Source organism: Pseudomonas sp. NPDC089734 (assembly GCF_044748865.1).
Taxonomy (GTDB): Bacteria; Pseudomonadota; Gammaproteobacteria; order Pseudomonadales; family Pseudomonadaceae; genus Aquipseudomonas.
The window spans coordinates 88,426-111,131 of sequence record NZ_JBIVGV010000016.1 but is presented as its reverse complement, the minus strand read 5'-3'; the positions used below and the strand labels follow the sequence as shown (position 1 = coordinate 111,131).

The window sequence follows — 22,706 nt, the reverse complement described above, 5'->3', positions numbered from 1 at the left end:
CAGCCCCGGCCCCTGAAAATGATCGACGATCCTGTAACAGGACGCTCAAGTCATATTCATGGTAGTTCGTGCGTAAATGAAGGTTTGACGCCTCCTGCAACACTGAATGCTTCTGAAGCGATTTCAGAGGCGGTAGCCATCTTTGAAAAACATCCGGCCCCAGCCGAGGGTTGCGCCCAGGTCGCCATTCTGCTGTGTACGTTCAATGGCCAGCGTTTTCTGTCCCAACAGTTGGCGTCCATCAAGAACCAACGCTGGCCGACCTGGTTCATTGCATTGTCCGATGATGGCTCCAGCGATAACACACTGAATATCGCAGGCCATTATCAGGCCCTGTGGGGTCACGACAGAATGAATATCTGGCGCGGCCCAGGACTTGGGTTCGCTCAGAACTTCATTTCCTGTATCCGTAACCGCAACCTGAAGGCCGAGTTCTATGCCTGGTGTGATCAGGACGATATCTGGCATGAAGACAAGTTACAGACGGCAATTACCTGGCTGCAAAGCGTTCCGGCAAACGAACCGGCGCTTTATCTGGGGCGGACCGAATTGATTGGCGAGCAGGGTGATGTCATCGGTTACTCACCCTTGTTCCGGCAACCGCCATCCTTCGCCAATGCACTGGTCCAGAATATCGGTGGCGGCAACACCATGGTGTTCAATCATGCGGCCCGGTGCATGATTCAGGATGCCGCCGAGCATCTGGCACTGATGTCGCTGGATATTGTGTCCCATGACTGGTGGGCCTATCTGCTGATCACCGGGGTCGGAGGACATGTGCATTACGACCCTACGCCGTACGTCAGCTATCGCCAGCATGACAGCAATCTGGTGGGCTCCAACGCCGGCTGGCAAGCTCGAGCCCTGCGTATCCGCCTGCTATTGCAGGGGCGCTTCAGAGACTGGAACACCACAAACATTGCCGCACTGGAAGCCGTCTCGCTGTATTTGACGGACGAAAGTCGCGACTTGCTAAAGCAACTCAAAGCCTTGCGCGCGCCCTCTCTTGTCATGCGCCTGGTCAGTTTCAGACGCACCAGTCTTTACCGACAGACGCGACTGGGCAATCTGGGCCTGCTGATGGCCGTCCTCGTCAACGTCATGTGAAGAACAACAACCTTGATGAAGCCGCCCGAGAGCTGGCCTTGGCGATGTCGGCTTTTGTTTTACCGCTTCAAGAAACCGGGGCCTTTCCACTCTTTATCCTGATAGCCATCACACCATGAGCACACTCTCTGAACTCGATATTTCAGGCCTGAGGTGTTACGACAAGACTGTCGATGATATGACCTACAGCGTTCCACGCGGCATTACTCGGGAAACACGAGGTAAAGTCTGGATCGTTCGCGTCCTGAAAAACAGACAGGTGCAGGTTTCGGCACGTTTCACCGATCTGCGATTCGGCGGAACACGGCGGGCCCTGGATGCTGCGATTATCCACTTGATACACAGTGGCCATGCCTGGCGACGTGACGATGTCCTGCAATTGCATGAGCGGGCCACCGCACACTGGCGCAAACGAAGCGGCGTAGGCCTGTGCGCCGTTGCGTATGTCACCCGAAAGGGGCCGGGGCGCGGAGAAACCTTTTTCCTCTCCACTTACAAACGGGTTGCCAGTGGCCGGGGCCTGGGAAAGCTTCGCTCCAAACTGGTCGAGGTACTGGAAAACGCCTATGAAGTGGAAGAGGGTGTCTCGACCACCCCCTACTCGATCCAGAAGACCATCCGCCTGGAGGTCGATCGCCTGTTTGAAAGTGAACCGTTCCAGGCTTTTCTGGCCGCCGGAAAAAGAAAAGCCGACCAGTTGGCAGTCACTGAATACATTCAACACCTCACTCGGAACAACAGATGAACCAGCCTCTCTGTTTAACCCTCGGTGCGTTTATACAGACGCTGTGTATCCAGACTGTATTCAACCGGTTGCACTTTTCAAACTAAACATATGAACAAGAAGGTCTATAGTCCGTAGGCATGCCTTCATTCACGGCACGCAGTGTTTATATGTAAAGCCAACAGAATCTTCTTTTACCTTTTGTTTACATTGGCAGCATTGAATACGCAGCAACACGGCGGCCATAATTCTTCCGTCATAAGACCACCACCAGAAACCGCTTATTTTCACTCGGTTTTAAAATGCCGCTTTTTATAGCGGTCGATCCGCCATCTGTTATCTGTCAATCCGCAACGCCTTATATTCCGATCCAGGCAATGTCGGAATTTTCGATACTGAAAATACATTAGGACAGTTCAGTCATGTTGAAACTAACCGGCAAGGCGAGTGCTGACCTGGAAAACATCTTCGAGCACTACAAGGACCTTGTAGGTGCCGAACAGGCCAAGGCAATCATCAACGACGTCGTCGCCCAAAGCAGCACGCTGGAATCCATGAGCGCGTCGACCGACCTGCCAACCGTCCAGGAATTGAAGCTGAAACGCTGGCCGTTCCTGACGACATACCAGGTCACGCCGGAATCCATCGAGATCCTCGGGTTCCTCCACCAGAACAATCAAGCCGTCAATCAGCCGGTCTATCGCACGACCACGGTCAAGGCATCGTCCAGTGTCGATGTGTCCGGGCTGCGCTGCTACGACAAGGTCGTGGAGGGCATCACCTACAGCGTGCCGCGAGGCATCAGCCGTGAAGCCCGTGGCAATGCCTGGGTCGTTCGGGTCATCAAGAACAAACGCAATGCGTTGCTGGCACGCTTCAGCGACCAGTCGTTCGGTGGGACGCTGAAGGCTCTGGAGAGTGCCATTATCCATCTGGTTCACAGCGGTCATGCCTGGCTTGGCGGCGATGTGCTGCGACTCGATGAATACTCGGCCGTGCATTGGCGCAAGCGCAGTGGCGTCGGCTTGTGTGCAGTCGCTTACGTCATCAGCAAAAAACCGGGACGCGGCGAAACCTTCTTTGTCTCGACTTACAAGCGGGTGGAAAGTGGCAGAGGCATGGAGAAACTGCGCGCCAAGCTGATCGAAACGCTGGAGTGCTCCTACACAATGAGGCATGAAGTTTCTGCCGTACCTGAGGCCATACGTCAGAAACTGGATCAGGAGATCGACCTGCTGATGCGCAGCGAAGAGTTCCAGACGTTTCTGGAAGCGGGCAAACGAAAGGCCGATCAGATCGCCGTCAATCAGTACGTGGAATCCATCAGCGGACTGAAATGAAGGCGTGCTCTGAGGCCCGCAGGCCCCAGAGCGCTCACTGTCAGACCCGGAAGTGGCTGACCATCGTCTGCAATTGACCGCCCAGGCGGGCCAGTTCCACGCTGGAGGCTGCCGTTTCCTCACTCGCTTCAGCGGTCTGCTCGGACACATCGCGCACATTGATGATGCTGCGGCTGATCTCGTCGGCCACGGCGCTCTGTTGTTCCGCAGCGGCTGCAATCTGCTGGTTCATGGCCTGGATGCTGGACACGGTCTGAGTGATGTTCCCCAACGATTCACCCGCCTTGCGGCTCAGCGACACACTGCTGGCCGTCAGTTCGCGGCTGCTGAGCATGATGTTCGAGACCTGACGGGTACCGTTTTGCAGGCCTGCCACCAGGTTCTCGATTTCTTCGGTGGACTGCTGGGTGCGTTGCGCCAGGCCACGCACTTCATCGGCTACCACCGCAAAACCACGACCGGCTTCACCGGCACGGGCCGCTTCGATGGCCGCGTTGAGGGCCAGCAGGTTGGTCTGTTCGGCCACGGACTTGATCACGTCCATGACCTTGCCGATCTTGTCGCTTTCCTGTTCCAGTTCGGTCATGGCATCGGCCGAACGGCCCACTTCAGTGGCCAGACGCTCGATCTGGGCAATGGCTTCGCCCACCACCTTGTCGCCATCGCGGGCTTCGCGGTCCGCATTGGAGGCTGCCTGCGAAGCCTGTTCGGCGTTATGCGCAACGTCCTGAACCGTGGCCGACATTTCATTCATGGCGGTGGCCACCTGATCGGTCTCGACTTTCTGGCTGTTGACCCCGGCGCTGGTCTGCTCGGTCACGGCCGACAGTTGTTCAGCAGCGCTGGCAATCTGCGTCACGCCATCGCGGATGCCGACAATCAGGTCGCGCAAGGTCGTGCTCATGCGCTGGACGCCTTGTTGCAGCACGCCCAACTCATCCTGGCGTGTCACGACCATGTTGCGCGACAGGTCACCCGATGCAATGCGCTCCACATCCAGCAAGGTAGCCTGCAGCGGCCGCGTGATCTGGCGGGTGATGATCAAGGCTGCCAGCACACCCAGGACCAGCGCCAGCAAGGTGCAACCGATCTGCATGTTGCGGGCATGTTCGCTGTCTTCAGCGCCTCGGCTGGCCTGAAGCTGATAAAGATCTTCACTGACCTTGGCCATCGCGATGCCTTGCTCGGTGTTCTCCTTGCGCGCCACGCCGATAGCCGCATTGGCCGCCTTGAAGCTGTCCACTGCCTGACGGTAGCTGACGATCGCGTTTTCCAGTTGCTTGAATTCATCGCCATAACTGCCATCGAATGCAGCCCTGAGCGGCCCCATGCCCTGGAGCGCGGTGTCGAGTTGGCGATACGCGTTCTTTTCCGTCGTTTCGGTCGGATTGCCCGTGTAACCGCGCACTTCATAACGGATCAGGGCCAGGTTTTCCTTGGCCTTCAGAATGGCTTGGTACCGCGAGAAACGCCGCTCGTCGGCAGGCGGCATGTTGATGACATCTTCGATGATCTTGCCAATGATTTCAGCGCCCTTGACGGCATGAACACCCATCGTCTTGCGCAGCGCCGCATCGGCCCGATAAGCATCGCGCATGCGGTTGAAGGATTGCTGATAGTCCTCACTGAGCTGGCCCAGTTGCTTCAACTTTTCCTGATTACTGGGAAACGTGAACAGCGCCATCAAGGAGCTTTGTTTTTCAATGAAGCGGCTCAGGATACCTTGAGCGGTATCACCCATCTTCTCGTTGCCGTTTTCGGTCACATACTGCAAACGCCTCAGACGCAGCTCACTCATCTCGGCGTTGATCGTCATGATATCGGCCACACGTTCACTGCGTACGATCAGGCTTCCCAGACCATCCCACCCCGTAAGCGCCAGCAGGCAGGTCAGAATGAGCACTGCGCCAAAGCCCAGGGCAAGTTTCAATTTGACACTGATATTCGCAAACCATGTATTCATGACATTCCTTCGATTTCCTGAGCAACAGTCAGAGGGGTTCAGACCGCGACTAGTTGTCCAATAAGTGGGCCGTACGGAACTAACAAATTGATATAGATGATTGCATGAATAACAGAAAAGATGGCTTGTAGCCATTAATTAGTGTGTGTTTTTTGTCCAGCCAGGAGCCTGCAGTGGCTGAAAAAACAAAGCCCGGCAAAGGCCGGGCTCTGGGTGAAGGCAAGCGCTATCAGACGCGGAAGTGGCTGACCATCATCTGCAACTGACCACCGAGACGGGCCAGTTCGACGCTGGAAGCTGCCGTTTCCTCGCTGGCCGACGCAGTCTGCTCGGACACATCGCGCACGTTGATGATGCTGCGGCTGATTTCCTCTGCCACGGCACTTTGCTCCTCGGCGGCGGCGGCAATCTGCTGGTTCATGGCCTGGATGTTGGACACGGTCTGAGTGATGCTCCCCAGCGACTCGCCTGCCTTGCGACTCAGCGACACACTGCTGGCCGTCAGTTCACGGCTGCTGAGCATGATGTTCGAGACTTGACGGGTACCGTTCTGCAAACCGGCCACCAGGCTTTCGATTTCTTCGGTGGACTGTTGGGTACGTTGCGCCAGGCCACGGACCTCATCGGCCACCACCGCAAATCCACGACCGGCTTCACCGGCACGGGCCGCTTCGATCGCCGCGTTGAGCGCCAGCAGGTTGGTCTGCTCGGCCACAGCCTTGATCACGTCCATGACCTTGCCGATCTTGTCGCTTTCCTGTTCCAGCTCGGTCATGGCGTCGGCCGAACGGCCCACTTCAGTGGCCAGACGCTCGATCTGGGCAATGGCTTCACCTACCACCTTGTCGCCATCGCGGGCTTCGCGGTCAGCATTGGAAGCCGCTTGCGAAGCCTGCTCGGCATTGCGGGCCACTTCCTGGACCGTGGCCGACATTTCATGCATCGCTGTCGCCACCTGATCGGTTTCGACTTTCTGACTGTTGACCCCGGCGCTGGTCTGCTCGGTTACGGCCGACAGTTCTTCGGCTGCGCTGGCAATCTGCGTCACGCCATCGCGGATACCGGTAATCAGGTCACGCAGGGTGCTGCCCATGCGCTGGATACCTTGTTGCAAGACACCCAGTTCGTCGCGACGGGTCACAGCGATGGTTTGAGACAGGTCGCCCGAAGCAATGCGATCCACTACTGCCAGGGTTTCCTGCAACGGACGGGTGATCTGACGGGTAATGATCACAGCAGCCAGGATGCCAAGAACCAGTGCCAGGATGGTGCAACCAATCTGCATGTTGCGAGCCTGAACGCTTTCCGCATCGCGACGGTCCAGTTGCAACTGGTACATGTCTTCGCTGATCTTGACGATGTCCTGACCTTGTACGGTCATTTCCTTGCGCGCCTGGACAATATCGGTATTCGCCGCCTTGAAGCCTTGAAGAGCGGTACGGTAGTTGAGCAGAACGGTTTCAAGTTGTTTCAAATGATCCGCATGAGTCGCCGCGAAGGTGGCCTTGAGCGAAGTCAGCCCCTTGATCGCATCATCCAACTGGCTGATGGCCTTCTGTTCGGTTTCAGCAGTCGCATCTGCGGCGTAACCACGGACCTCATAGCGCACCAGCATCAAATCTTCCTTGGCATCGATGATGCTTTCGTACTGATCGAAGCGGGTTGCATCGGAAGGGTCCAGCTTTTTGACATCCGCCAGGATCTGCTCGATCAGGTCGGCACCCTTGACCGCATTGACGCCCATTTCCGTGCGCATGGCCGTGCTGGTCTTGTAGCCATTACGCATGTTGTTCAGGGACTTCTGGTAATCGCTGATCACGACACCGAGCTTTTCAAGCAACTTAACGTTTTCAGGGCTCTTGAAGCTTTTGAGCAGCTTTTCCTGATAGCCCTTGAAGCCATCGAGCGAAACCTGAACGGTCTCGGCCACTTTTTCGTCACCGTTGGCCACCATGTACTGAAGGCGGGTCACCCGCAGCTTGGTCAACTGCAGGTTGAGCGAGGTGATGTCGCTCATCCAGTTACTACGATTGATCAGCCCGCCGAGGCTGGTCCAGCCAGTGAGGGCAAGAATTGCAGTAAAAACAAGTACTAGACCGAACCCAAGGGCCAGTTTCATATTTACGCTGATATTAGCGAACCAGCTATTCATCGACTTTCTCCAGGATCGTCTAGTTTCAAATTATGGCCGCTGGAAGGTTATTTTTTTAGGCCGCAGCAAAGGCAATACGTAGTGACACTATCGGCAGATCGCAGCTGACCTGAAATAAAAAACAGCGAAAGTTGAAAAAATTTTTCCTGGCTTTCATGAAGCTTTCATTCGCTGCAAGCCACGGCTATAAAGGCATGCAGAATATGGCGTTCGTCATACCTGTCATAAAAAAGACGCCAAAAATCTGCCTATAATGGATCCCAAATAAACCTGTTTCACTGTGTGGGTATAGAGTATCTTTCAGCGAAAAATGAATAGAACACCTCCATAACAACAACTTACCCGGACACCTGAATCTTTTTATTCTGCCGAGATATATCGTAATGAAGTTTCGTCATAAAATTCTGTTAGCTGCATCGGGTGTCGTGGTACTGGCATTCGCGCTATTCACCCTCTACAACGATTACCTGCAACGCACCACCATCCGCCAGAACCTCGAATCCTCGGTGGAACAGGCCGGTGCGCTGACAGCCAGCAGTGTTCAGAACTGGTTGGGCGGGCGCATTCTGGTGCTGGAAAACCTTGCCCAGGACGTGGCCTATCAGGGCGTCAAGACCGATCTGAGCGGGCTGGTGGGTCAGTCCACGCTGGTGTCGACCTTTCAATTCACCTATGTCGGTGACAGTAACGGCACGTTCACGCAACGTCCCAACGCAGAGATGCCCGCCGGCTACGATCCTCGCCAGCGGCCCTGGTACAAATCGACCGTCGAGGCCGGCAAGACCATCCTGAGCGCGCCCTACCTGGCGTCGGTCGGCGGACTGGTCGTCACTGCTGCCAGCCCGATCAAGTCAGGCAACCAGATTACAGGCGTCGCCGGGGGCGACCTGAGTCTCGAAACACTGGTCAAGATCATCAACTCCGTCGAGTTCGGCGGTATCGGTTATGCCTTCCTGGTCAGCGGCGACGGCCAAGTCATCGTCAGCCCTGACAAGGACCAGGTCATGAAGAACCTCAAGGACATTTATCCGGGGCAGACGCTGAGCCTGAATAACGACCTGCGGGAAGTCACGCTCAATGGCCAGCAGCGTCTCTTGTCCTTCACTCCGATTACCGGCTTGCCGTCGGCCAACTGGTACATCGGGCTGAATATCGACAAGGACAAAGCCTATGCCCCTCTGAGCCAGTTCCGCAGCTCCGCCATCGTTGCCGGGTTCATTGCGGTCATCGTGATTGCCTTGCTGCTGAGCCTGCTGATCCGGACGCTGATGCGCCCGCTGACTGACATGGGCCGCGCCATGCAGGACATCGCTCAGGGAGAGGGCGATCTGACACGCCGTCTGCACATTCAGGGCAAGGACGAGTTCGCAGAACTGGGCGGCTCCTTCAACCAGTTTGTCGAGCGTGTCCACGCCTCCATTGCGGAAGTGTCGTCTGCCACCGTGCAGGTTCATGACTTGTCTCAGCGCGTCGTGGAGTCATCCAACTCGTCGATCACAGGCTTCGACGAGCAAAGCGCACGCACCAACAGCGTTGCCGCCGCGATCAACCAGCTGGGGGCCGCCACTCAGGAAATTGCGCGCAATGCTTCGGACGCGTCTGCCCAGGCCAGCGAGGCCCGCGAGCAGGCTGAAGATGGCCGGATCGTGGTGGAAAAGACGATCAGCTCAATGAGCGAGCTGTCCAGCAAGATCAGTGCTTCCTGCACACAGATCGAAACACTCAACGCCAGTACCGACAATATCGGGCACATTCTGGACGTCATCAAAGGCATTTCCCAGCAGACCAACCTGCTGGCGCTCAACGCGGCGATCGAAGCTGCACGGGCAGGCGATGCCGGGCGCGGCTTTGCCGTGGTGGCCGACGAAGTCCGCAACCTGGCTCATCGCACCCAGGTTTCGGCCGACGAGATCCACAAGATGATCGGCGAGTTGCAGACCGGCTCCCAGGAAGCCGTGGTGAACATGAATGAAAGCCAGACGTCCAGCCAGGGCAGCGTCGAAGTGGCCAACCAGGCCGGCAGCCGCCTGCGCGACGTCACCCGACGCATCGGTGAAATCGACGGCATGAACCAGTCGGTTGCGGCCGCTACCGAAGAACAGACGGCCGTGGTGGAAACCCTGAACGTGGACATCAACCAGATCAATGCCCTCAACCAGCAGGGCGTGGCCAACCTGAATGAAACCCTCAAGGATTGTGCGGCGCTTTCTCAACAGGCAGGGCGCCTGAAGCAGCTGGTCGACAGCTTCAAGATCTGAGATGCACTGCGTGGTTCTGTTCCCGTGTCAGCCAGGAGGTCCGTGCTGACATCGGGAACAGCCTCTGATCTTACTTCACCAGACGCCAGGTGAACGGGTAGCGATAGTCCAGACCTTCATTGGCCTTGATCGCGGCAATGATCGTCAGCACCAGCGCACCGATACCGACCAGCGCAAACATCGGGAAGCCGATGAGCACGACCATCAACATCAGACTGATCGTGATGGCAATCGACACCGTGATCTGGAAATTCAACGCTTCTTTGCCCTGAGCATCCAGGAACGGGTCGTCGTCTTTCTTGAGTTGCCAGATAATCAACGGCCCCAGCAGGTTCCCGAACGGGAAGAGGCATCCGCAGAAAGCCGCCAGGTGACAGAACATCGCCCACTGACGAACCTCGCGGGCGGGTTTCGGGAACTGGCTGTCACTCATGAGCGGCTCCTTATACGGCGTTCGGTCAGTCGGCCAATGCGGCACGCTGCAATTCAAACAACTCGGTCATGCCTTTCTGTGCCAATGCCAGCATGGCATTCAGCTCTTCCGGCTGGAACGGTGCGCCTTCGGCAGTACCCTGAACCTCGATGAAACCGCCTGCGCTGGTCATGACCACGTTCAGGTCAGTTTCGGCAGCGGAATCTTCCAGGTAATCCAGGTCCAGCACCGGCTCGCCCTGATACATGCCCACGGAAACGGCCGCGATCATCTGCTTGAGCGGATCGCCGCCCTTGAGGCCACCACGCTTCTTGATCACTTTCAGGGCATCGGCCAGAGCGACCATGGAGCCGGTGATGGAAGCCGTGCGCGTACCGCCATCGGCCTGGATCACGTCGCAATCGACATACAGGGTGATATCGCCCAGCTTGGACATGTCCAGCGCAGCGCGCAGGGAGCGGCCGATCAGACGCTGGATTTCCAGCGTGCGTCCACCTTGCTTGCCACGGCTGGCTTCACGCTGGTTACGCTCACCGGTGGCCCGCGGCAGCATGCCGTACTCGGCGGTCAACCAGCCCTGGCCTTGCCCCTTGAGGAAGCGTGGTACGCCATTCTCGACGCTGACCGTGCAGATCACTTTGGTGTCACCGAACTCGACCAGCACAGAACCCTCGGCGTGCTTGGTGTAGTTGCGGGTGATGCGGATCGAGCGGAGCTGATCGGCAGCGCGACCACTTGGACGTTTCATCTGGGAATACCTGTACTGGGACGGAAAACTGCCGAGCATTATAGAGGTCACAGTCCACGCTGGGCACATCTAAAAGTCGGGAATGCCGATCGCAGTGGCACAAAGGCTCTGGAACGAGGTTTTCCATCGGTCATCGGCTGAAAAGGCAACACCTGGCATCACTTGTCGCATTGCCGGATTGGGAGCATGCCTCGCACTGCGCTACAATCCTGCGCCTTTGCAGCCTGTCGGCTTTTACGACTTTCCATGACCGCAGCCCTGCCGCGTTCACGGCCAGAATCAAGAGGTATTCCTATGGTGCACAGCATGACGGCCTTTGCCCGAGTCGAACAGGCCGGTGCTCAGGGGACACTGAGCTGGGAACTGCGTTCGGTCAATCATCGCTACCTTGAGCCGCACCTGCGCCTGCCGGAGTCCTTCCGTGATCTGGAGGGCGCCATTCGCGAAGCCCTGCGCCAGGGGCTGTCGCGAGGCAAGGTCGAATGCACCTTGCGCTTCGTTGAAGAAACAGGCGGAAAATCCCTGCAGGTGGATCACGAGCGCGCCAGGCAACTGGTTGCCGCGGCTGAAACCGTTGCCAGCCTGATCAAACAACCTGCGGCCCTGAACCCCCTCGAAGTCCTGGCCTGGCCCGGTGTGCTGGTGGCCGATTCAGCCGACCCGCAGGCCCTGAACACCGCCGCGTTGAAACTGTTCAACGAAGCCCTGACCGAACTGAAGAACGGACGCGGCCGGGAAGGGGCGGATCTGGCCCGGCTGCTCGACGAGCGCCTGACCTCCATCACCCAGGAAGTCGCCACCCTGCGTACGCTGGTGCCCCAGATGCTGGCCGCCCAGCGTCAGAAAATCATGGATCGCTTTGCCGACATGAAGGCCGAGCTGGACCCCCAGCGTCTGGAACAGGAAATGGTCCTGCTGGCGCAGAAAAGCGATGTTGCTGAAGAACTCGACCGCCTGAGCACCCACGTCACCGAAGTACGTCGCGTACTGAAGACGGGCGGGCAGGCAGGCCGTCGCCTTGATTTCCTGATGCAGGAACTCAACCGCGAGGCCAACACATTAGGCTCCAAGGCCTTCGACCCACGCAGCACGCAAGCGGCCGTCAACCTCAAGGTGTTGATCGAGCAGATGCGTGAACAAGTGCAGAATATTGAGTAAGGCTGAACCTGACATGACCCACAGCACCGGAACCCTGTACATCATTTCTGCTCCCTCCGGGGCAGGCAAGACCAGTCTGGTCAAGGCCCTGATCGACGCCCAGCCGCAGATCCGCGTTTCGGTTTCGCATACCACCCGCGCCATGCGTCCCGGCGAAGTCGATGGCGTGAACTACCACTTCGTCGATCGTGCCGAGTTCACGCGCATGGTCGAGCACGACGATTTCCTGGAGCAGGCCGAAGTTTTCGGCAACCTCTACGGCACCTCGAAAAGCCACCTGCAACAGACCCTGGACGAAGGCCACGACCTGATCCTCGAAATCGACTGGCAAGGTGCCCAACAGGTTCGCAAGCAGATGCCGGGCGCACGCTCGATCTTCATTCTGCCGCCGACCCAGCAGGCCCTGCGTCAGCGCCTGACCAATCGCGGCCAGGACAGCGACGAAATCATCGAAGCCCGCATGCGCGAAGCTGTCAGCGAAATGAGTCACTACACTGAATATGACTCGGTCGTGATCAACGATGATTTTGCCCATGCGCTGGAAGACCTGAAGGCCATTTTCCGTGCCAACCGGCTTGCCCAGCAGCACCAGCAAGAGAAATACGCTCAGTTATTCAAAGAGTTACTGGCCTGAGTCGAGCCTCAGGGCAAAAAACGCCACAGGTCCGGAACGCCCCACGATGGCGTTCCGCTTGAAGCTTGTGGCTAACCGCTTGTAAACTACCGAGTCCGCTCGCCCATCCGGGCACCGCGCATACGCATTTGCTACGAGGAATACCCATGGCCCGCGTGACTGTTGAAGACTGCCTGGAACACGTCGATAACCGCTTCGAGCTGGTCATGCTCGCTACAAAGCGCTCGCGTCAGCTCGCCACCGGCGGCAAAGAGCCCAAGCTGGCTTGGGAAAACGACAAGCCTACCGTCGTCGCCCTGCGTGAAATCGCAGCGGGCCTGATGGACTACTCCGTCATCGCGGAAGCTGAAATCGTTGAAGATGAACCATTGTTCGCAGCGTTCGAGGACGAGTCCAGCGAGGCCGTCTAAGCCTATGCCGGGGCGACGTAGTACGACGCTGGGTAAACGCCATGAGCAGGGGGTAGCGCCTTGCCAAGCATAGACGCCCTCGCCGATCGCCTTTCGGCCTACCTCGGCAAGGACCAGGTCAATCTGGTCCGCCGAGCGTATTACTACGCCGAACAAGCCCACGACGGCCAACGCCGCCGCAGTGGCGAAGCCTACGTAACGCACCCGCTGGCGGTTGCGAACATCCTCGCCGACATGCACATGGACCATCAGAGCCTGATGGCCGCGATGCTGCATGACGTCATCGAAGACACCGGTATCGCCAAGGAAGCGCTGAGCCTTCAGTTCGGCGAAACCGTGGCCGAACTCGTCGACGGGGTCAGCAAGCTGACCCAGATGAACTTCGAGACCAAGGCCGAGGCGCAGGCCGAAAACTTCCAGAAAATGGCCATGGCCATGGCTCGCGACATTCGCGTGATCCTGGTCAAGCTCGCCGATCGCCTGCACAACATGCGTACGCTGGAAGTCCTGTCCGGCGAAAAGCGCCGCCGCATCGCGAAGGAAACCCTCGAAATCTATGCGCCCATCGCCAACCGCCTGGGCATGCACAGCGTTCGCATCGAATTCGAGGACCTGGGCTTCAAGGCCATGTACCCCATGCGTTCTTCGCGCATCCATCAGGCCGTCAAACGCGCCCGGGGCAATCGCAAGGAACTGGTCAACAAGATCGAAGAATCCCTGAGCCATTGCCTGGCCGTGGACGGGATCGAAGGCGAGGTCAGCGGTCGGCAGAAGCACCTCTATGGCATCTACAAGAAGATGCGCGGCAAGCGTCGCGCCTTCAACGAGATCATGGATGTCTATGCGTTCCGGATCATCGTCGACAAGGTCGATACCTGCTACCGGGTGCTGGGCGCTGTACATAATCTGTACAAGCCGCTGCCCGGCCGCTTCAAGGACTACATCGCAATCCCCAAGGCCAACGGCTATCAGTCGTTGCACACCACCCTGTTCGGCATGCATGGCGTACCCATCGAAATCCAGATCCGCACCCGGGAAATGGAAGAGATGGCCAACAACGGCATCGCTGCCCACTGGCTGTACAAGTCCAGCGACGACGAGCAACCCAAGGGCACCCACGCCCGTGCTCGCCAATGGGTCAAGGGCGTTCTGGAGATGCAGCAACGCGCCGGCAACTCCCTGGAGTTCATCGAGAGCGTAAAGATCGACCTGTTTCCGGACGAGGTCTACGTCTTCACGCCAAAAGGCCGGATCATGGAGCTGCCCAAAGGCTCCACGGCGGTGGACTTCGCCTACGCGGTCCACACCGACGTCGGCAACAGCTGCATTGCCTGCCGCATCAACCGCAGGCTGGCACCGCTGTCCGAACCGTTGCAAAGCGGCTCGACGGTCGAGATCGTCAGCGCACCCGGCGCACGCCCGAACCCGGCCTGGCTGAATTTCGTGGTGACCGGCAAGGCCCGCACGCACATTCGCCACGCCCTGAAACTGCAACGCCGCTCCGAGTCCATCAGCCTGGGCGAACGCCTGCTGAACAAGGTGCTCAACGGCTTTGAGTGCAGCCTCGACAAGATCGCCCCCGAGCGCATTCAACTGGTACTCGCCGAATACCGCGTCGAAGTCCTGGAAGACCTGCTGGAAGATATCGGCCTGGGCAATCGCATGGCCTATGTCGTCGCCCGCCGCCTGCTGGGCGAAGGCGAGCAACTGCCCAGCCCGGAAGGCCCGCTAGCCATTCGCGGCACCGAAGGTCTGGTGCTCAGCTACGCCAAGTGCTGCACGCCGATTCCGGGCGACCCGATCGTCGGCCACCTGTCCGCCGGCAAAGGCATGGTCGTGCACCTGGACAACTGCCGCAATATCAGTGAAATCCGCCACAACCCGGAAAAATGCATACAGCTGTCCTGGGCCAAGGATGTCACCGGCGAGTTCAACGTCGAACTGCGCGTGGAGCTGGAGCATCAGCGCGGCCTGATCGCCCTGCTGGCCAGCAGCGTCAACGCCGCCGACGGCAACATCGAAAAGATCAGCATGGACGAACGCGATGGTCGCATCAGCGTGGTCCAGCTGGTCGTCAGCGTTCACGATCGCGTGCATCTGGCTCGCGTAATCAAGAAACTACGCGCCCTGACCGGCGTGACACGTATCACTCGCATGCGCGCATAGCCACATCCATCATCAGGAGTTCTTCATGACCAAGACCGTTATCACCAGCGACAAAGCACCTGCGGCCATCGGCACCTACTCCCAGGCGATCAAAGCTGGCAATACCGTCTACATGTCCGGGCAGATCCCGCTGGACCCCAAAAGCATGGAACTGGTCGAGGGCATCGAAGCCCAGATCGTTCAGGTCTTCGAGAACCTGAAATCGGTCGCTGAAGCAGCAGGCGGTTCCTTCAAGGACATCGTCAAACTGAACATCTTCCTGACCGACCTGGGCCACTTCGCCAAGGTCAACGAAATCATGGGCAAATACTTCGAGCAGCCTTACCCGGCACGCGCCGCCATCGGCGTTGCTGCATTGCCTCGCGGCGCCCAGGTCGAGATGGACGCGATCCTCGTCATCGAATAAATCATTCCAGCGGAGCGCCAGCCGCTCCGCATTCCCCAAAGGAAGGACTCTGCTATGCGCTCCGCGCTCGCCCTCTCACTGCTGGCCGCCATTCTGAGCGGCTGTGCCAGCCACGCCGACCGCAACCCTGACGGCACATGGATCAACCAGATCGCCATCGACGCTGCCGTCAAGGGCGGAAACCTGCGCGAAGCATTGCTGGCCAACGGTCCCAACCTGGAATGGCAGGTGAACACCAAAGCCAGTCAGGCGACCTATTCCAACGGTTTCGAGCTGGGTGAAGGCAAGATTGCCAGCGCCGCCAACGGCAAGCTGCACATCAACTTCTACGGCAACTTCTCCGAAGACCTGACCGTCGATGGCGACGAACTGCTTCAGGCAGCCAGCGATTCAGGCCCGGAACAGCATTTTGAAAGACCCGAAAGCCCGGCTCCGGAAGGCGCACCGCCTGGCAGCAGCTTCGAGAAAGCGCTGTATGGCGCCTACATGGGCGGCAAATGGACCATCGTCAGCGGCGACGGGCAGGGCGGCATTGTGCAATTCCTGCCTGATGGCAGCGTGCAAGGCCTTCCTGACAACGACCGCTATGCCTTGTGCCTGGCGGGAGACTGCGCTGCCATGAGCGGCGAGTACGACAGCATGTGGCTGGAAAAGAACGAGCAAGGCAACCCGTGGATCTTTGCCCGCAAAGGCAAGCAACTGGAGATTTTCCAGGCGGTCAACGAAGCCGAATCGGATCAGATGCCTCAACTTCGCCCAGGCCAGCGTCGCTGGCTGCTCGAGCAGAAATAACGCCTCTGCACAGGCCCGACCATCTCAATGGCCGGGCCTGTCACCCCTCTACCCCAATAACGCCGCATACCCCGCACGATAATCCGGATACCTGGGCACCCAGCCCAACGCACGCGCCCGGGCATTGCTGCATCGCTTGCTGCCCGCCCGCCTCACACCGACTTCATCCGACCACTCGGTAACACCCAGATACTCGCGCATCCACGCCACGACATCGCCCAACGCCGCCGGATCGTCATCGACACCCAGATAGCAGTCGTCCAGCGCCACACCTCGCGCATCAGCCAGTAACAAAAAGGCCAGCAAACCTGCCGCGTCATCGGCATGAATACGATTGGCGTATACCGGCGGATCTATCTGTACGCTTTGACCCTGACGTACACGGTTGGAGAGGTCGTTACGGCCAGGACCGTAAATGCCCGTCAAACGTACGACCGTGGCGGGAAAGCCACTGTTGAGAGCGACCCGTTCCGCCTCAAGCATCACATTCCCGGAAAAACTACCCGGTTCGGTTGCCGAGGTTTCATCTATCCATTCCCCGTGCTGTTGACCATAAACACCGCTGCTGGAAACAAACACGATGCGTCTGGGCCGCTGCTGATGTTGCTTCATCCAGATCAGCACCTGAGCAAGACCGTCGACATAGGCACGCCGATAACCCCACTCGTCTCTTTGCGTGGGCGTGGCGCAGTACACCAGATAATCGATAGTCCCCGTCGGCCAGCCTTCAGGCTCCAGCCAGTCGAACAGATCGCCCTTTACCGGAATCACTCCCGCAGGCAGCAAGGACGTATCACGCCTCAGCCCATAGACCGTCCATTCATGAGCCTGCAATTGTCCGGCAAGGCGAGACCCGATATCGCCACAACCAGCGATCAGAACGGATGGAGCAGGCATTCTTTACCTCCAGGGCACGGCGGATAAATACAGAAAAATAAACAAGAATATTGAGTTCTTATGTTATCAAGTGAAAAAAAGTTACTTTATTACTTTTGTTAACAAGAACGATTTGCAATAATACCCGCCCATTTGCTCTTGCACTCTCGTCGCAGCTATAAAACACGACGTTCCAGAATACTTCTTTTCTACTCAGGTCAGGCCAGCATGACACGCATTCAATCAACCGCTTCGCCAACCAAGCTACCTCGCCTGCAGCGCGCATGGCGCGGGGTTGCTGCCCTAGTGTTGAGCTTGATGCTCGCACCTGTCGCTTTCGCCGATCAGGCTGCACCCACCACGCCACCGGCTGCACAAGCCGCCGCACCGGCAACGGCTGCACCTACAGTGGCGGCTCCGGCAGTGGCGCCTGCCAATGCCGCTGCCCCGGTGGAGGCGCTGGAGCCCGTTGCAGAAGAAGCAGGCATGGGTATGGCCCACGATCTGTCGCCATGGGGCATGTACCAGAATGCCGACGTGATCGTGAAAGCGGTCATGATCGGTCTGGCTATCGCTTCGATCATCACGTGGACCATCTGGATCGCCAAGGGTTTCGAGCTGCTCGGTGCCAAGCGTCGTCTGCGCGTTGAAATCGCCAACCTGAAAAAGGCACGCTCCCTGAGCGACGCCAGCCAAAGCGCCAGCAAGGAAGGCACGCTTGCCCACCTTCTGGTTCACGATGCGCTGGAAGAAATGCGCCTGTCGGCCAACAGCCGTGAGCGCGAAGGCATCAAGGAACGCGTCAGCTTCCGTCTGGAGCGCCTGGTCGCTGCCTGCGGTCGTGAAATGAGCACCGGCACAGGCGTACTCGCCACCATCGGTTCGACTGCACCGTTCGTCGGTCTGTTCGGTACCGTATGGGGCATCATGAACAGCTTCATCGGTATCGCAAAAACCCAGACCACCAACCTGGCCGTCGTGGCGCCCGGTATCGCCGAGGCCCTGCTGGCTACCGCTCTGGGTCTGGTTGCGGCCATTCCGGCGGTCGTGATCTACAACGTCTTCGCCCGCTCCATCGCCGGTTACAAGGCACAGGTTTCGGACGCTTCGGCCCAAGTGCTGCTGCTGGTCAGCCGCGATCTGGATCACCTGCCGGAAAACGACCGCAATCAACAGCAACCGCACATGGTAAAGGTGGGCTAAGACGTGGGCCTGCATCTTAATGAAGGCGGTGACGACCTCGCCGAGAACCATGAAATCAACGTGACGCCGTTCATCGACGTCATGCTGGTGCTGCTGATCATCTTCATGGTTGCCGCACCGCTGGCAACCGTGGACATCAAGGTCGATCTGCCAGCCTCTACCGCGACACCGCAACCCAGACCCGAGAAGCCGATCTTCCTGAGCGTCAAGACCGACAAGAACCTGTATCTGGGGGAAGAGCTGGTCACGCGCGAGCAGATTGGCCAGGTGCTGGATGCCAAGACCAAGGGCAAGAAAGACACCACCATCTTCTTCCAGGCTGACAAGGGTGTGGATTACGGCGACCTGATGGAAGTCATGAACACCCTGCGCGGTGCCGGCTACCTGAAAGTCGGTTTGGTTGGCCTTGAGACGGTTGGTAAAAAATGATCAGTACGCGCCAAAAACTGACGCGCTATAGCGGTAGTCTGTTGTTGGTGCTGGCCGTGCATGCCATCGCGATCGTCGCAGCACTTCGGTGGCCGGCATCACAGGCTATCGAGCTGCCGCCGGCGGCCATGATGGTCGAGCTGGCACCGTTACCTGAGCCCGCACCGCCACCGCCGCCGAAGGTCGTCCAGCCGCCACAACCACCTGCACCGGAAGAAGAGATTCCGATGCCGGAACTGGTCGAAGCGCCAAAACCGGAGATCGCGGTTCCCAAGAAAGTGGAAAAGCCCAAGCCAAAACCGCAGCCGCCCAAGCCGCAGAAGAAGCCTGAGCCGCCACAGGAAAAGCCCGCCGATGAAAAGCCGGTGGACACACCGCCTACAACGGCACCGCCTGCGAAATCGGCTGCTCCGACGCCGCCTAGCCCGCCATCGCCACCCAGTACGGCATTGCCAAGCTGGCAAAGCGATCTGCTAAGGCATCTGGCCAAGTACAAGAAGTACCCTGAAGATGCCCGTCGTCGTGGCATGCAAGGGGTGGCCCGCCTGCGCTTCGTCGTCGATGCAGAAGGCAACGTCTTGTCGTATTCGATTGCCAGTACTTCCGGAAGCCCGGCGCTGGACCGAGCCACCATGGAGATGATCCGTCGTGCTCAGCCTTTGCCGAAACCGCCAGCGGAAACACTGAACAACGGCACGATCGAGATCCTGGCACCCTTCGTTTATTCGCTGGATAAACGCTGAATCGCACTTTTGTTACTCAAGAGTGCCTCTGATAACGTGCGTCTATCGATTGCACCCGCTATGCTGGGACCGCAACTTCATGGACGCACGTTATGACCCTTACAGAATTGCGCTATATCGTTACGCTTGCTCAGGAACAGCACTTCGGCCACGCCGCCGAACGTTGCCATGTCAGTCAGCCCACACTCTCCGTGGGCGTGAAAAAGCTTGAAGATGAACTGGGCGTGCTGATTTTCGAGCGCAGCAAAAGTGCCGTACGTCTAACGCCTGTCGGTGAAGGCATTGTCGCCCAGGCACAGAAGGTGCTGGAGCAGGCACAGGGCATTCGCGAACTGGCCCAGGCAGGCAAGAACCAGCTGACGGCACCGCTGAAGGTCGGCGCCATCTACACCGTCGGTCCTTATCTGTTCCCGCATCTGATCCCGCAACTGCACCGGGTCGCCCCGCAAATGCCGTTGTACATCGAAGAAAACTTCACCCATGTACTGCGCGACAAGCTGCGCAACGGCGAGCTGGACGCAATCATCATCGCCTTGCCGTTCAACGAAGCCGACGTGCTGACCCTGCCGCTCTATGACGAGCCTTTCTCGGTCCTGATGCCTGCTGGCCACCCCTGGACCCAGAAAGAAAGCATCGATGCCTCGGCCTTGAACGACAAGAGCCTGCTGTTGCTTGGCGAAGGCCACTGCTTCCGCGACCAGGTACTGGAAGCCTGTCCGACCCTGACCAAGGGCGGCGAGGGTGCCAAGCACACGACGGTAGAGTCCAGCTCTCTGGAAACCATTCGTCACATGGTCGCTTCCGGGCTGGGCATTTCGATCCTTCCCTTGTCGGCGGTCGACAGCCATCACTACGCACCCGGCGTGATCGAGGTTCGCCCACTAACGGCACCAGTGCCTTTCCGCACGGTCGCCATCGCATGGCGCGCCAGCTTCCCGCGGCCCAAGGCCATCGAGATCCTCGCGGACTCGGCACGCCTGTGTTCGGTGGCTCGTCCCAAGACAGCAGCAAACTAGGCAAAGGCAATGAGCGAGCTTTCCAGGGTCTCGGTGACTGCGCTCAAGGGCGTCGGCGCAGCCATGGCTGAAAAGCTGGCAAAAGTGGGTCTGGAAAACCTCCAGGACGTGCTGTTTCACCTGCCGCTGCGTTATCAGGACCGGACGCGTGTCGTGCCGATCGGCGCACTGCGACCCGGTCAGGATGCCGTGATCGAAGGCGTGGTCAGTGGCGCAGACGTGGTGATGGGCAAGCGCCGCAGCCTGCTGGTGCGACTGGGCGATGGAACGGGCGTGGTCAGTCTGCGTTTCTATCACTTCAGTAACGCCCAGAAGGAAGGCATGAAGCGCGGCACGCACCTGCGTTGCTTTGGCGAAGCCAGGCCCGGCGCTTCGGGCCTGGAAATCTACCACCCGGAATACCGGGCGCTGACCGGTGACGAACCGGCTCCCGTCGAACAGACCCTCACGCCGATCTACCCGACCACCGAAGGCCTGACCCAGCAGCGTCTGCGTCAGCTTTGCCAGCAAAGCCTGGCGATGCTCGGCCCCAAAAGCCTGCCGGACTGGCTGCCGGAAGAATTGGCTCGGGACTACCGGCTGGCCCCTCTGGATGAGGCCATCCGCTATCTGCATCACCCACCGGCCGATGCCGACATCGAAGAGCTTTCCCTGGGCCATCACTGGGCTCAACACCGCCTGGCCTTTGAAGAACTGCTGACCCATCAGCTATCCCAGCAACGCCTGCGCGAAAGCCTTCGCTCACAGCATGCTCCGGCGCTGCCTCCGGCCAGCAAGTTGCCGAAGCAGTTTCTGGCCAATCTCGGCTTCCCGCCGACCGGCGCACAGCAGCGTGTCGGCAATGAAGTGGCCTATGACCTCAGCCAGCCAGAACCCATGTTGCGCCTGATCCAGGGCGATGTGGGTGCAGGCAAGACCGTGGTCGCCGCACTGGCAGCCTTGCAGGCACTGGAGGCGGGCTATCAGGTCGCCTTGATGGCACCGACCGAAATCCTCGCCGAACAGCATTACCTCAACTTCCAGCGCTGGCTTGAGCCTCTGGGCGTGGAAGTCGCCTGGCTGGCCGGCAAGCTCAAGGGCAAGGCGCGGGCCACCTCGCTGGAGCAGATTGCCAGCGGCACGCCCATGGTGGTGGGCACCCATGCGCTGTTCCAGGACGAAGTGCAGTTCAAGAATCTGGCGCTGGTCATCATCGACGAACAGCACCGCTTCGGCGTCCAGCAACGGCTGGCCCTGCGCAAGAAGGGCGTGGGCGGCATGATGTGTCCGCATCAGTTGATCATGACCGCAACCCCCATTCCTCGCACACTGGCCATGAGTGCCTATGCCGACCTGGATACGTCGATCCTCGACGAACTGCCTCCGGGGCGTACACCGGTCAACACGGTACTGGTAGCCGATAGCCGTCGCATCGAGGTCATCGAACGCGTGCGGTCGGCCTGTGCCGAAGGCCGGCAGGCCTATTGGGTCTGCACCCTGATCGAAGAGTCCGAAGAACTGACCTGCAAGGCCGCCGAGACCTCGTTCGAGGAGTTGAGCAGTGCACTGGGTGAGTTGCGTGTCGGGCTGATCCACGGTCGCATGAAGCCTGCGGAAAAAGCCGCCATCATGGCCGAGTTCAAACAGGGAGCGCTGCAACTGCTGGTCGCCACGACCGTGATCGAAGTGGGCGTCGATGTCCCCAATGCCAGCCTGATGATCATCGAAAACCCCGAGCGTCTCGGCCTTGCGCAATTGCACCAGCTCCGGGGCCGGGTCGGACGGGGCAGTGCTGTCAGTCACTGCGTATTGCTCTATCACCCGCCGTTGTCACAAATCGGTCGTCAGCGGCTGGGCATCATGCGTGAAACCAACGACGGTTTCGTCATCGCGGAAAAGGACCTTGAACTGCGTGGTCCTGGCGAAATGCTCGGAACCCGACAAACGGGCCTTCTGCAATTCAAGGTGGCCGACCTGATGCGTGATGCCGATTTGCTACCTGCCGTGCGCGACGCGGCCCAGGCGCTTCTTGAGCGTTGGCCACAACATGTCAGTCCCCTGCTGGAGCGCTGGTTGCGACACGGCCAACAATACGGCCAGGTGTGACGCAGGCAACGCTTTGGGAAGCGCATGCGGCCCAAAAAGAATAAGGTGGTTATACTGCCGTGA

General features: G+C 58.8%; 20 protein-coding genes and 2 pseudogenes. 16 read left to right on the top strand and 6 right to left on the bottom strand.

The window, feature by feature from the left end:
- Positions 1-84 precede the first annotated feature (84 nt).
- The 3 genes from ACIPY9_RS19335 (at position 85) to ACIPY9_RS19325 (ending at position 3,171) form a co-directional block, all read left to right on the top strand.
- Positions 85-1,107: a glycosyltransferase family 2 protein gene (locus ACIPY9_RS19335; protein ID WP_400704951.1), complete on the top strand. Its 1,023-nt coding sequence runs from the start codon at positions 85-87 to the stop codon at positions 1,105-1,107.
- A gap of 115 nt (positions 1,108-1,222) precedes the next feature.
- Positions 1,223-1,852, top strand: a complete 630-nt coding sequence (locus ACIPY9_RS19330; protein WP_400704948.1) for a hypothetical protein — start codon at positions 1,223-1,225, stop codon at positions 1,850-1,852.
- Between the two features lie 401 nt (positions 1,853-2,253).
- The gene (locus ACIPY9_RS19325; protein ID WP_400704945.1) at positions 2,254-3,171 is read left to right on the top strand and encodes a type II toxin-antitoxin system RelE/ParE family toxin; all 918 of its coding nucleotides are present in this window, start codon (positions 2,254-2,256) and stop codon (positions 3,169-3,171) included.
- Between the two features lie 40 nt (positions 3,172-3,211).
- Here ACIPY9_RS19325 and ACIPY9_RS19320 read toward each other — a convergent pair whose 3' ends face one another.
- The 3 genes and pseudogenes from ACIPY9_RS19320 to ACIPY9_RS19310 all read right to left on the bottom strand — a co-directional run.
- Entirely contained in the window at positions 3,212-5,134 is a 1,923-nt protein-coding gene (locus ACIPY9_RS19320; RefSeq protein WP_400704943.1) for a methyl-accepting chemotaxis protein, read from the bottom strand.
- 229 nt (positions 5,135-5,363) lie between these two features.
- Positions 5,364-6,068, bottom strand: a complete 705-nt coding sequence (locus tag ACIPY9_RS19315; RefSeq protein WP_400705014.1) for a methyl-accepting chemotaxis protein — start codon at positions 6,066-6,068, stop codon at positions 5,364-5,366.
- Positions 6,069-6,266: 198 nt separating this feature from the next.
- A pseudogene (locus ACIPY9_RS19310) lies at positions 6,267-7,151 on the bottom strand (methyl-accepting chemotaxis protein); the annotation flags it as partial.
- A 518-nt stretch (positions 7,152-7,669) separates the two neighbouring features.
- Here ACIPY9_RS19310 and ACIPY9_RS19305 point away from each other — a divergent pair.
- Both ACIPY9_RS19305 and ACIPY9_RS19300 read left to right on the top strand, forming a co-directional pair.
- Positions 7,670-8,638, top strand: a pseudogene (locus ACIPY9_RS19305) (cache domain-containing protein); the annotation flags it as partial.
- A gap of 75 nt (positions 8,639-8,713) precedes the next feature.
- Positions 8,714-9,544, top strand: coding sequence for a methyl-accepting chemotaxis protein (locus ACIPY9_RS19300; protein WP_400705011.1), 831 nt, complete (start codon positions 8,714-8,716; stop codon positions 9,542-9,544).
- 70 nt (positions 9,545-9,614) lie between these two features.
- On the opposite strand, the gene ACIPY9_RS19295 is transcribed toward ACIPY9_RS19300, so the two are convergent.
- A complete protein-coding gene (locus ACIPY9_RS19295; RefSeq protein WP_400704941.1) occupies positions 9,615-9,977 on the bottom strand; it encodes a DUF4870 domain-containing protein in 363 nt (120 codons plus the stop codon).
- Positions 9,978-10,002: 25 nt separating this feature from the next.
- The gene (rph, locus tag ACIPY9_RS19290) at positions 10,003-10,725 is read right to left on the bottom strand and encodes a ribonuclease PH (RefSeq protein WP_400704938.1); all 723 of its coding nucleotides are present in this window, start codon (positions 10,723-10,725) and stop codon (positions 10,003-10,005) included.
- Between the two features lie 294 nt (positions 10,726-11,019).
- Here rph and ACIPY9_RS19285 point away from each other — a divergent pair, with 294 nt between their 5' ends.
- The 6 genes from ACIPY9_RS19285 to ACIPY9_RS19260 all read left to right on the top strand — a co-directional run bounded on the left by ACIPY9_RS19285 (position 11,020) and on the right by ACIPY9_RS19260 (position 16,291).
- Complete coding sequence (locus tag ACIPY9_RS19285) at positions 11,020-11,883, top strand: YicC/YloC family endoribonuclease (RefSeq protein ID WP_400704935.1); 864 nt, start codon at positions 11,020-11,022, stop codon at positions 11,881-11,883.
- 13 nt (positions 11,884-11,896) lie between these two features.
- Positions 11,897-12,517, top strand: coding sequence for a guanylate kinase (gene gmk / locus ACIPY9_RS19280; RefSeq protein WP_400704932.1), 621 nt, complete (start codon positions 11,897-11,899; stop codon positions 12,515-12,517).
- 146 nt (positions 12,518-12,663) lie between these two features.
- Positions 12,664-12,927 (top strand): DNA-directed RNA polymerase subunit omega, encoded by a 264-nt coding sequence (rpoZ, locus tag ACIPY9_RS19275; RefSeq protein ID WP_117163837.1) that lies wholly within the window; start codon positions 12,664-12,666, stop codon positions 12,925-12,927.
- 60 nt (positions 12,928-12,987) lie between these two features.
- Positions 12,988-15,093 carry a bifunctional GTP diphosphokinase/guanosine-3',5'-bis pyrophosphate 3'-pyrophosphohydrolase gene (gene spoT / locus ACIPY9_RS19270; protein WP_400704928.1) on the top strand — a complete coding sequence of 702 codons (2,106 nt, stop codon included), beginning with the start codon at positions 12,988-12,990 and terminating at the stop codon, positions 15,091-15,093.
- Between the two features lie 25 nt (positions 15,094-15,118).
- Positions 15,119-15,499, top strand: coding sequence for a RidA family protein (locus ACIPY9_RS19265; RefSeq protein WP_201000981.1), 381 nt, complete (start codon positions 15,119-15,121; stop codon positions 15,497-15,499).
- A gap of 54 nt (positions 15,500-15,553) precedes the next feature.
- Complete coding sequence (locus tag ACIPY9_RS19260; protein WP_400704925.1) at positions 15,554-16,291, top strand: hypothetical protein; 738 nt, start codon at positions 15,554-15,556, stop codon at positions 16,289-16,291.
- Positions 16,292-16,339: 48 nt separating this feature from the next.
- Here the strand turns inward: ACIPY9_RS19260 and ACIPY9_RS19255 are convergent, their stop codons facing one another.
- Complete coding sequence (locus ACIPY9_RS19255) at positions 16,340-17,188, bottom strand: NAD-dependent epimerase/dehydratase family protein (RefSeq protein WP_400704922.1); 849 nt, start codon at positions 17,186-17,188, stop codon at positions 16,340-16,342.
- Between the two features lie 207 nt (positions 17,189-17,395).
- Between ACIPY9_RS19255 and exbB the strand changes: the two genes are divergently transcribed.
- From exbB to recG, 5 genes are all read left to right on the top strand, one after another.
- Complete coding sequence (gene exbB, locus ACIPY9_RS19250; protein ID WP_400704919.1) at positions 17,396-18,370, top strand: tonB-system energizer ExbB; 975 nt, start codon at positions 17,396-17,398, stop codon at positions 18,368-18,370.
- Between the two features lie 3 nt (positions 18,371-18,373).
- Positions 18,374-18,799, top strand: a complete 426-nt coding sequence (exbD, locus tag ACIPY9_RS19245; RefSeq protein ID WP_400704916.1) for a TonB system transport protein ExbD — start codon at positions 18,374-18,376, stop codon at positions 18,797-18,799.
- Positions 18,796-19,542 (top strand): energy transducer TonB, encoded by a 747-nt coding sequence (locus ACIPY9_RS19240; protein ID WP_400704913.1) that lies wholly within the window; start codon positions 18,796-18,798, stop codon positions 19,540-19,542. The genes exbD and ACIPY9_RS19240 overlap by 4 nt, the downstream gene beginning before the upstream one ends.
- A gap of 92 nt (positions 19,543-19,634) precedes the next feature.
- Positions 19,635-20,558, top strand: a complete 924-nt coding sequence (locus ACIPY9_RS19235) for a LysR substrate-binding domain-containing protein (RefSeq protein WP_400704910.1) — start codon at positions 19,635-19,637, stop codon at positions 20,556-20,558.
- A gap of 9 nt (positions 20,559-20,567) precedes the next feature.
- Positions 20,568-22,643, top strand: coding sequence for an ATP-dependent DNA helicase RecG (gene recG, locus ACIPY9_RS19230; protein WP_400704907.1), 2,076 nt, complete (start codon positions 20,568-20,570; stop codon positions 22,641-22,643).
- The last annotated feature ends 63 nt before the right edge of the window (positions 22,644-22,706 follow it).

Bases quoted from the DNA above. Each gene is read 5' to 3' on its own strand.
- ACIPY9_RS19330 (WP_400704948.1), top strand. From the start codon at position 1,223: ATGAGCACACTCTCTGAACTCGATATTTCAGGCCTGAGGTGTTACGAC.
- ACIPY9_RS19325 (WP_400704945.1), top strand. From the start codon at position 2,254: ATGTTGAAACTAACCGGCAAGGCGAGTGCTGACCTGGAAAACATCTTC.
- ACIPY9_RS19320 (WP_400704943.1), bottom strand. From the start codon at position 5,134: ATGAATACATGGTTTGCGAATATCAGTGTCAAATTGAAACTTGCCCTG.
- ACIPY9_RS19315 (WP_400705014.1), bottom strand. From the start codon at position 6,068: ATGTCGGCCACGGTCCAGGAAGTGGCCCGCAATGCCGAGCAGGCTTCG.
- ACIPY9_RS19295 (WP_400704941.1), bottom strand. From the start codon at position 9,977: ATGAGTGACAGCCAGTTCCCGAAACCCGCCCGCGAGGTTCGTCAGTGG.
- rph (WP_400704938.1), bottom strand. From the start codon at position 10,725: ATGAAACGTCCAAGTGGTCGCGCTGCCGATCAGCTCCGCTCGATCCGC.
- ACIPY9_RS19285 (WP_400704935.1), top strand. From the start codon at position 11,020: ATGGTGCACAGCATGACGGCCTTTGCCCGAGTCGAACAGGCCGGTGCT.
- gmk (WP_400704932.1), top strand. From the start codon at position 11,897: ATGACCCACAGCACCGGAACCCTGTACATCATTTCTGCTCCCTCCGGG.
- rpoZ (WP_117163837.1), top strand. From the start codon at position 12,664: ATGGCCCGCGTGACTGTTGAAGACTGCCTGGAACACGTCGATAACCGC.
- ACIPY9_RS19265 (WP_201000981.1), top strand. From the start codon at position 15,119: ATGACCAAGACCGTTATCACCAGCGACAAAGCACCTGCGGCCATCGGC.
- ACIPY9_RS19260 (WP_400704925.1), top strand. From the start codon at position 15,554: ATGCGCTCCGCGCTCGCCCTCTCACTGCTGGCCGCCATTCTGAGCGGC.
- ACIPY9_RS19255 (WP_400704922.1), bottom strand. From the start codon at position 17,188: ATGCCTGCTCCATCCGTTCTGATCGCTGGTTGTGGCGATATCGGGTCT.
- exbB (WP_400704919.1), top strand. From the start codon at position 17,396: ATGACACGCATTCAATCAACCGCTTCGCCAACCAAGCTACCTCGCCTG.
- ACIPY9_RS19240 (WP_400704913.1), top strand. From the start codon at position 18,796: ATGATCAGTACGCGCCAAAAACTGACGCGCTATAGCGGTAGTCTGTTG.
- ACIPY9_RS19235 (WP_400704910.1), top strand. From the start codon at position 19,635: ATGACCCTTACAGAATTGCGCTATATCGTTACGCTTGCTCAGGAACAG.
- recG (WP_400704907.1), top strand. From the start codon at position 20,568: ATGAGCGAGCTTTCCAGGGTCTCGGTGACTGCGCTCAAGGGCGTCGGC.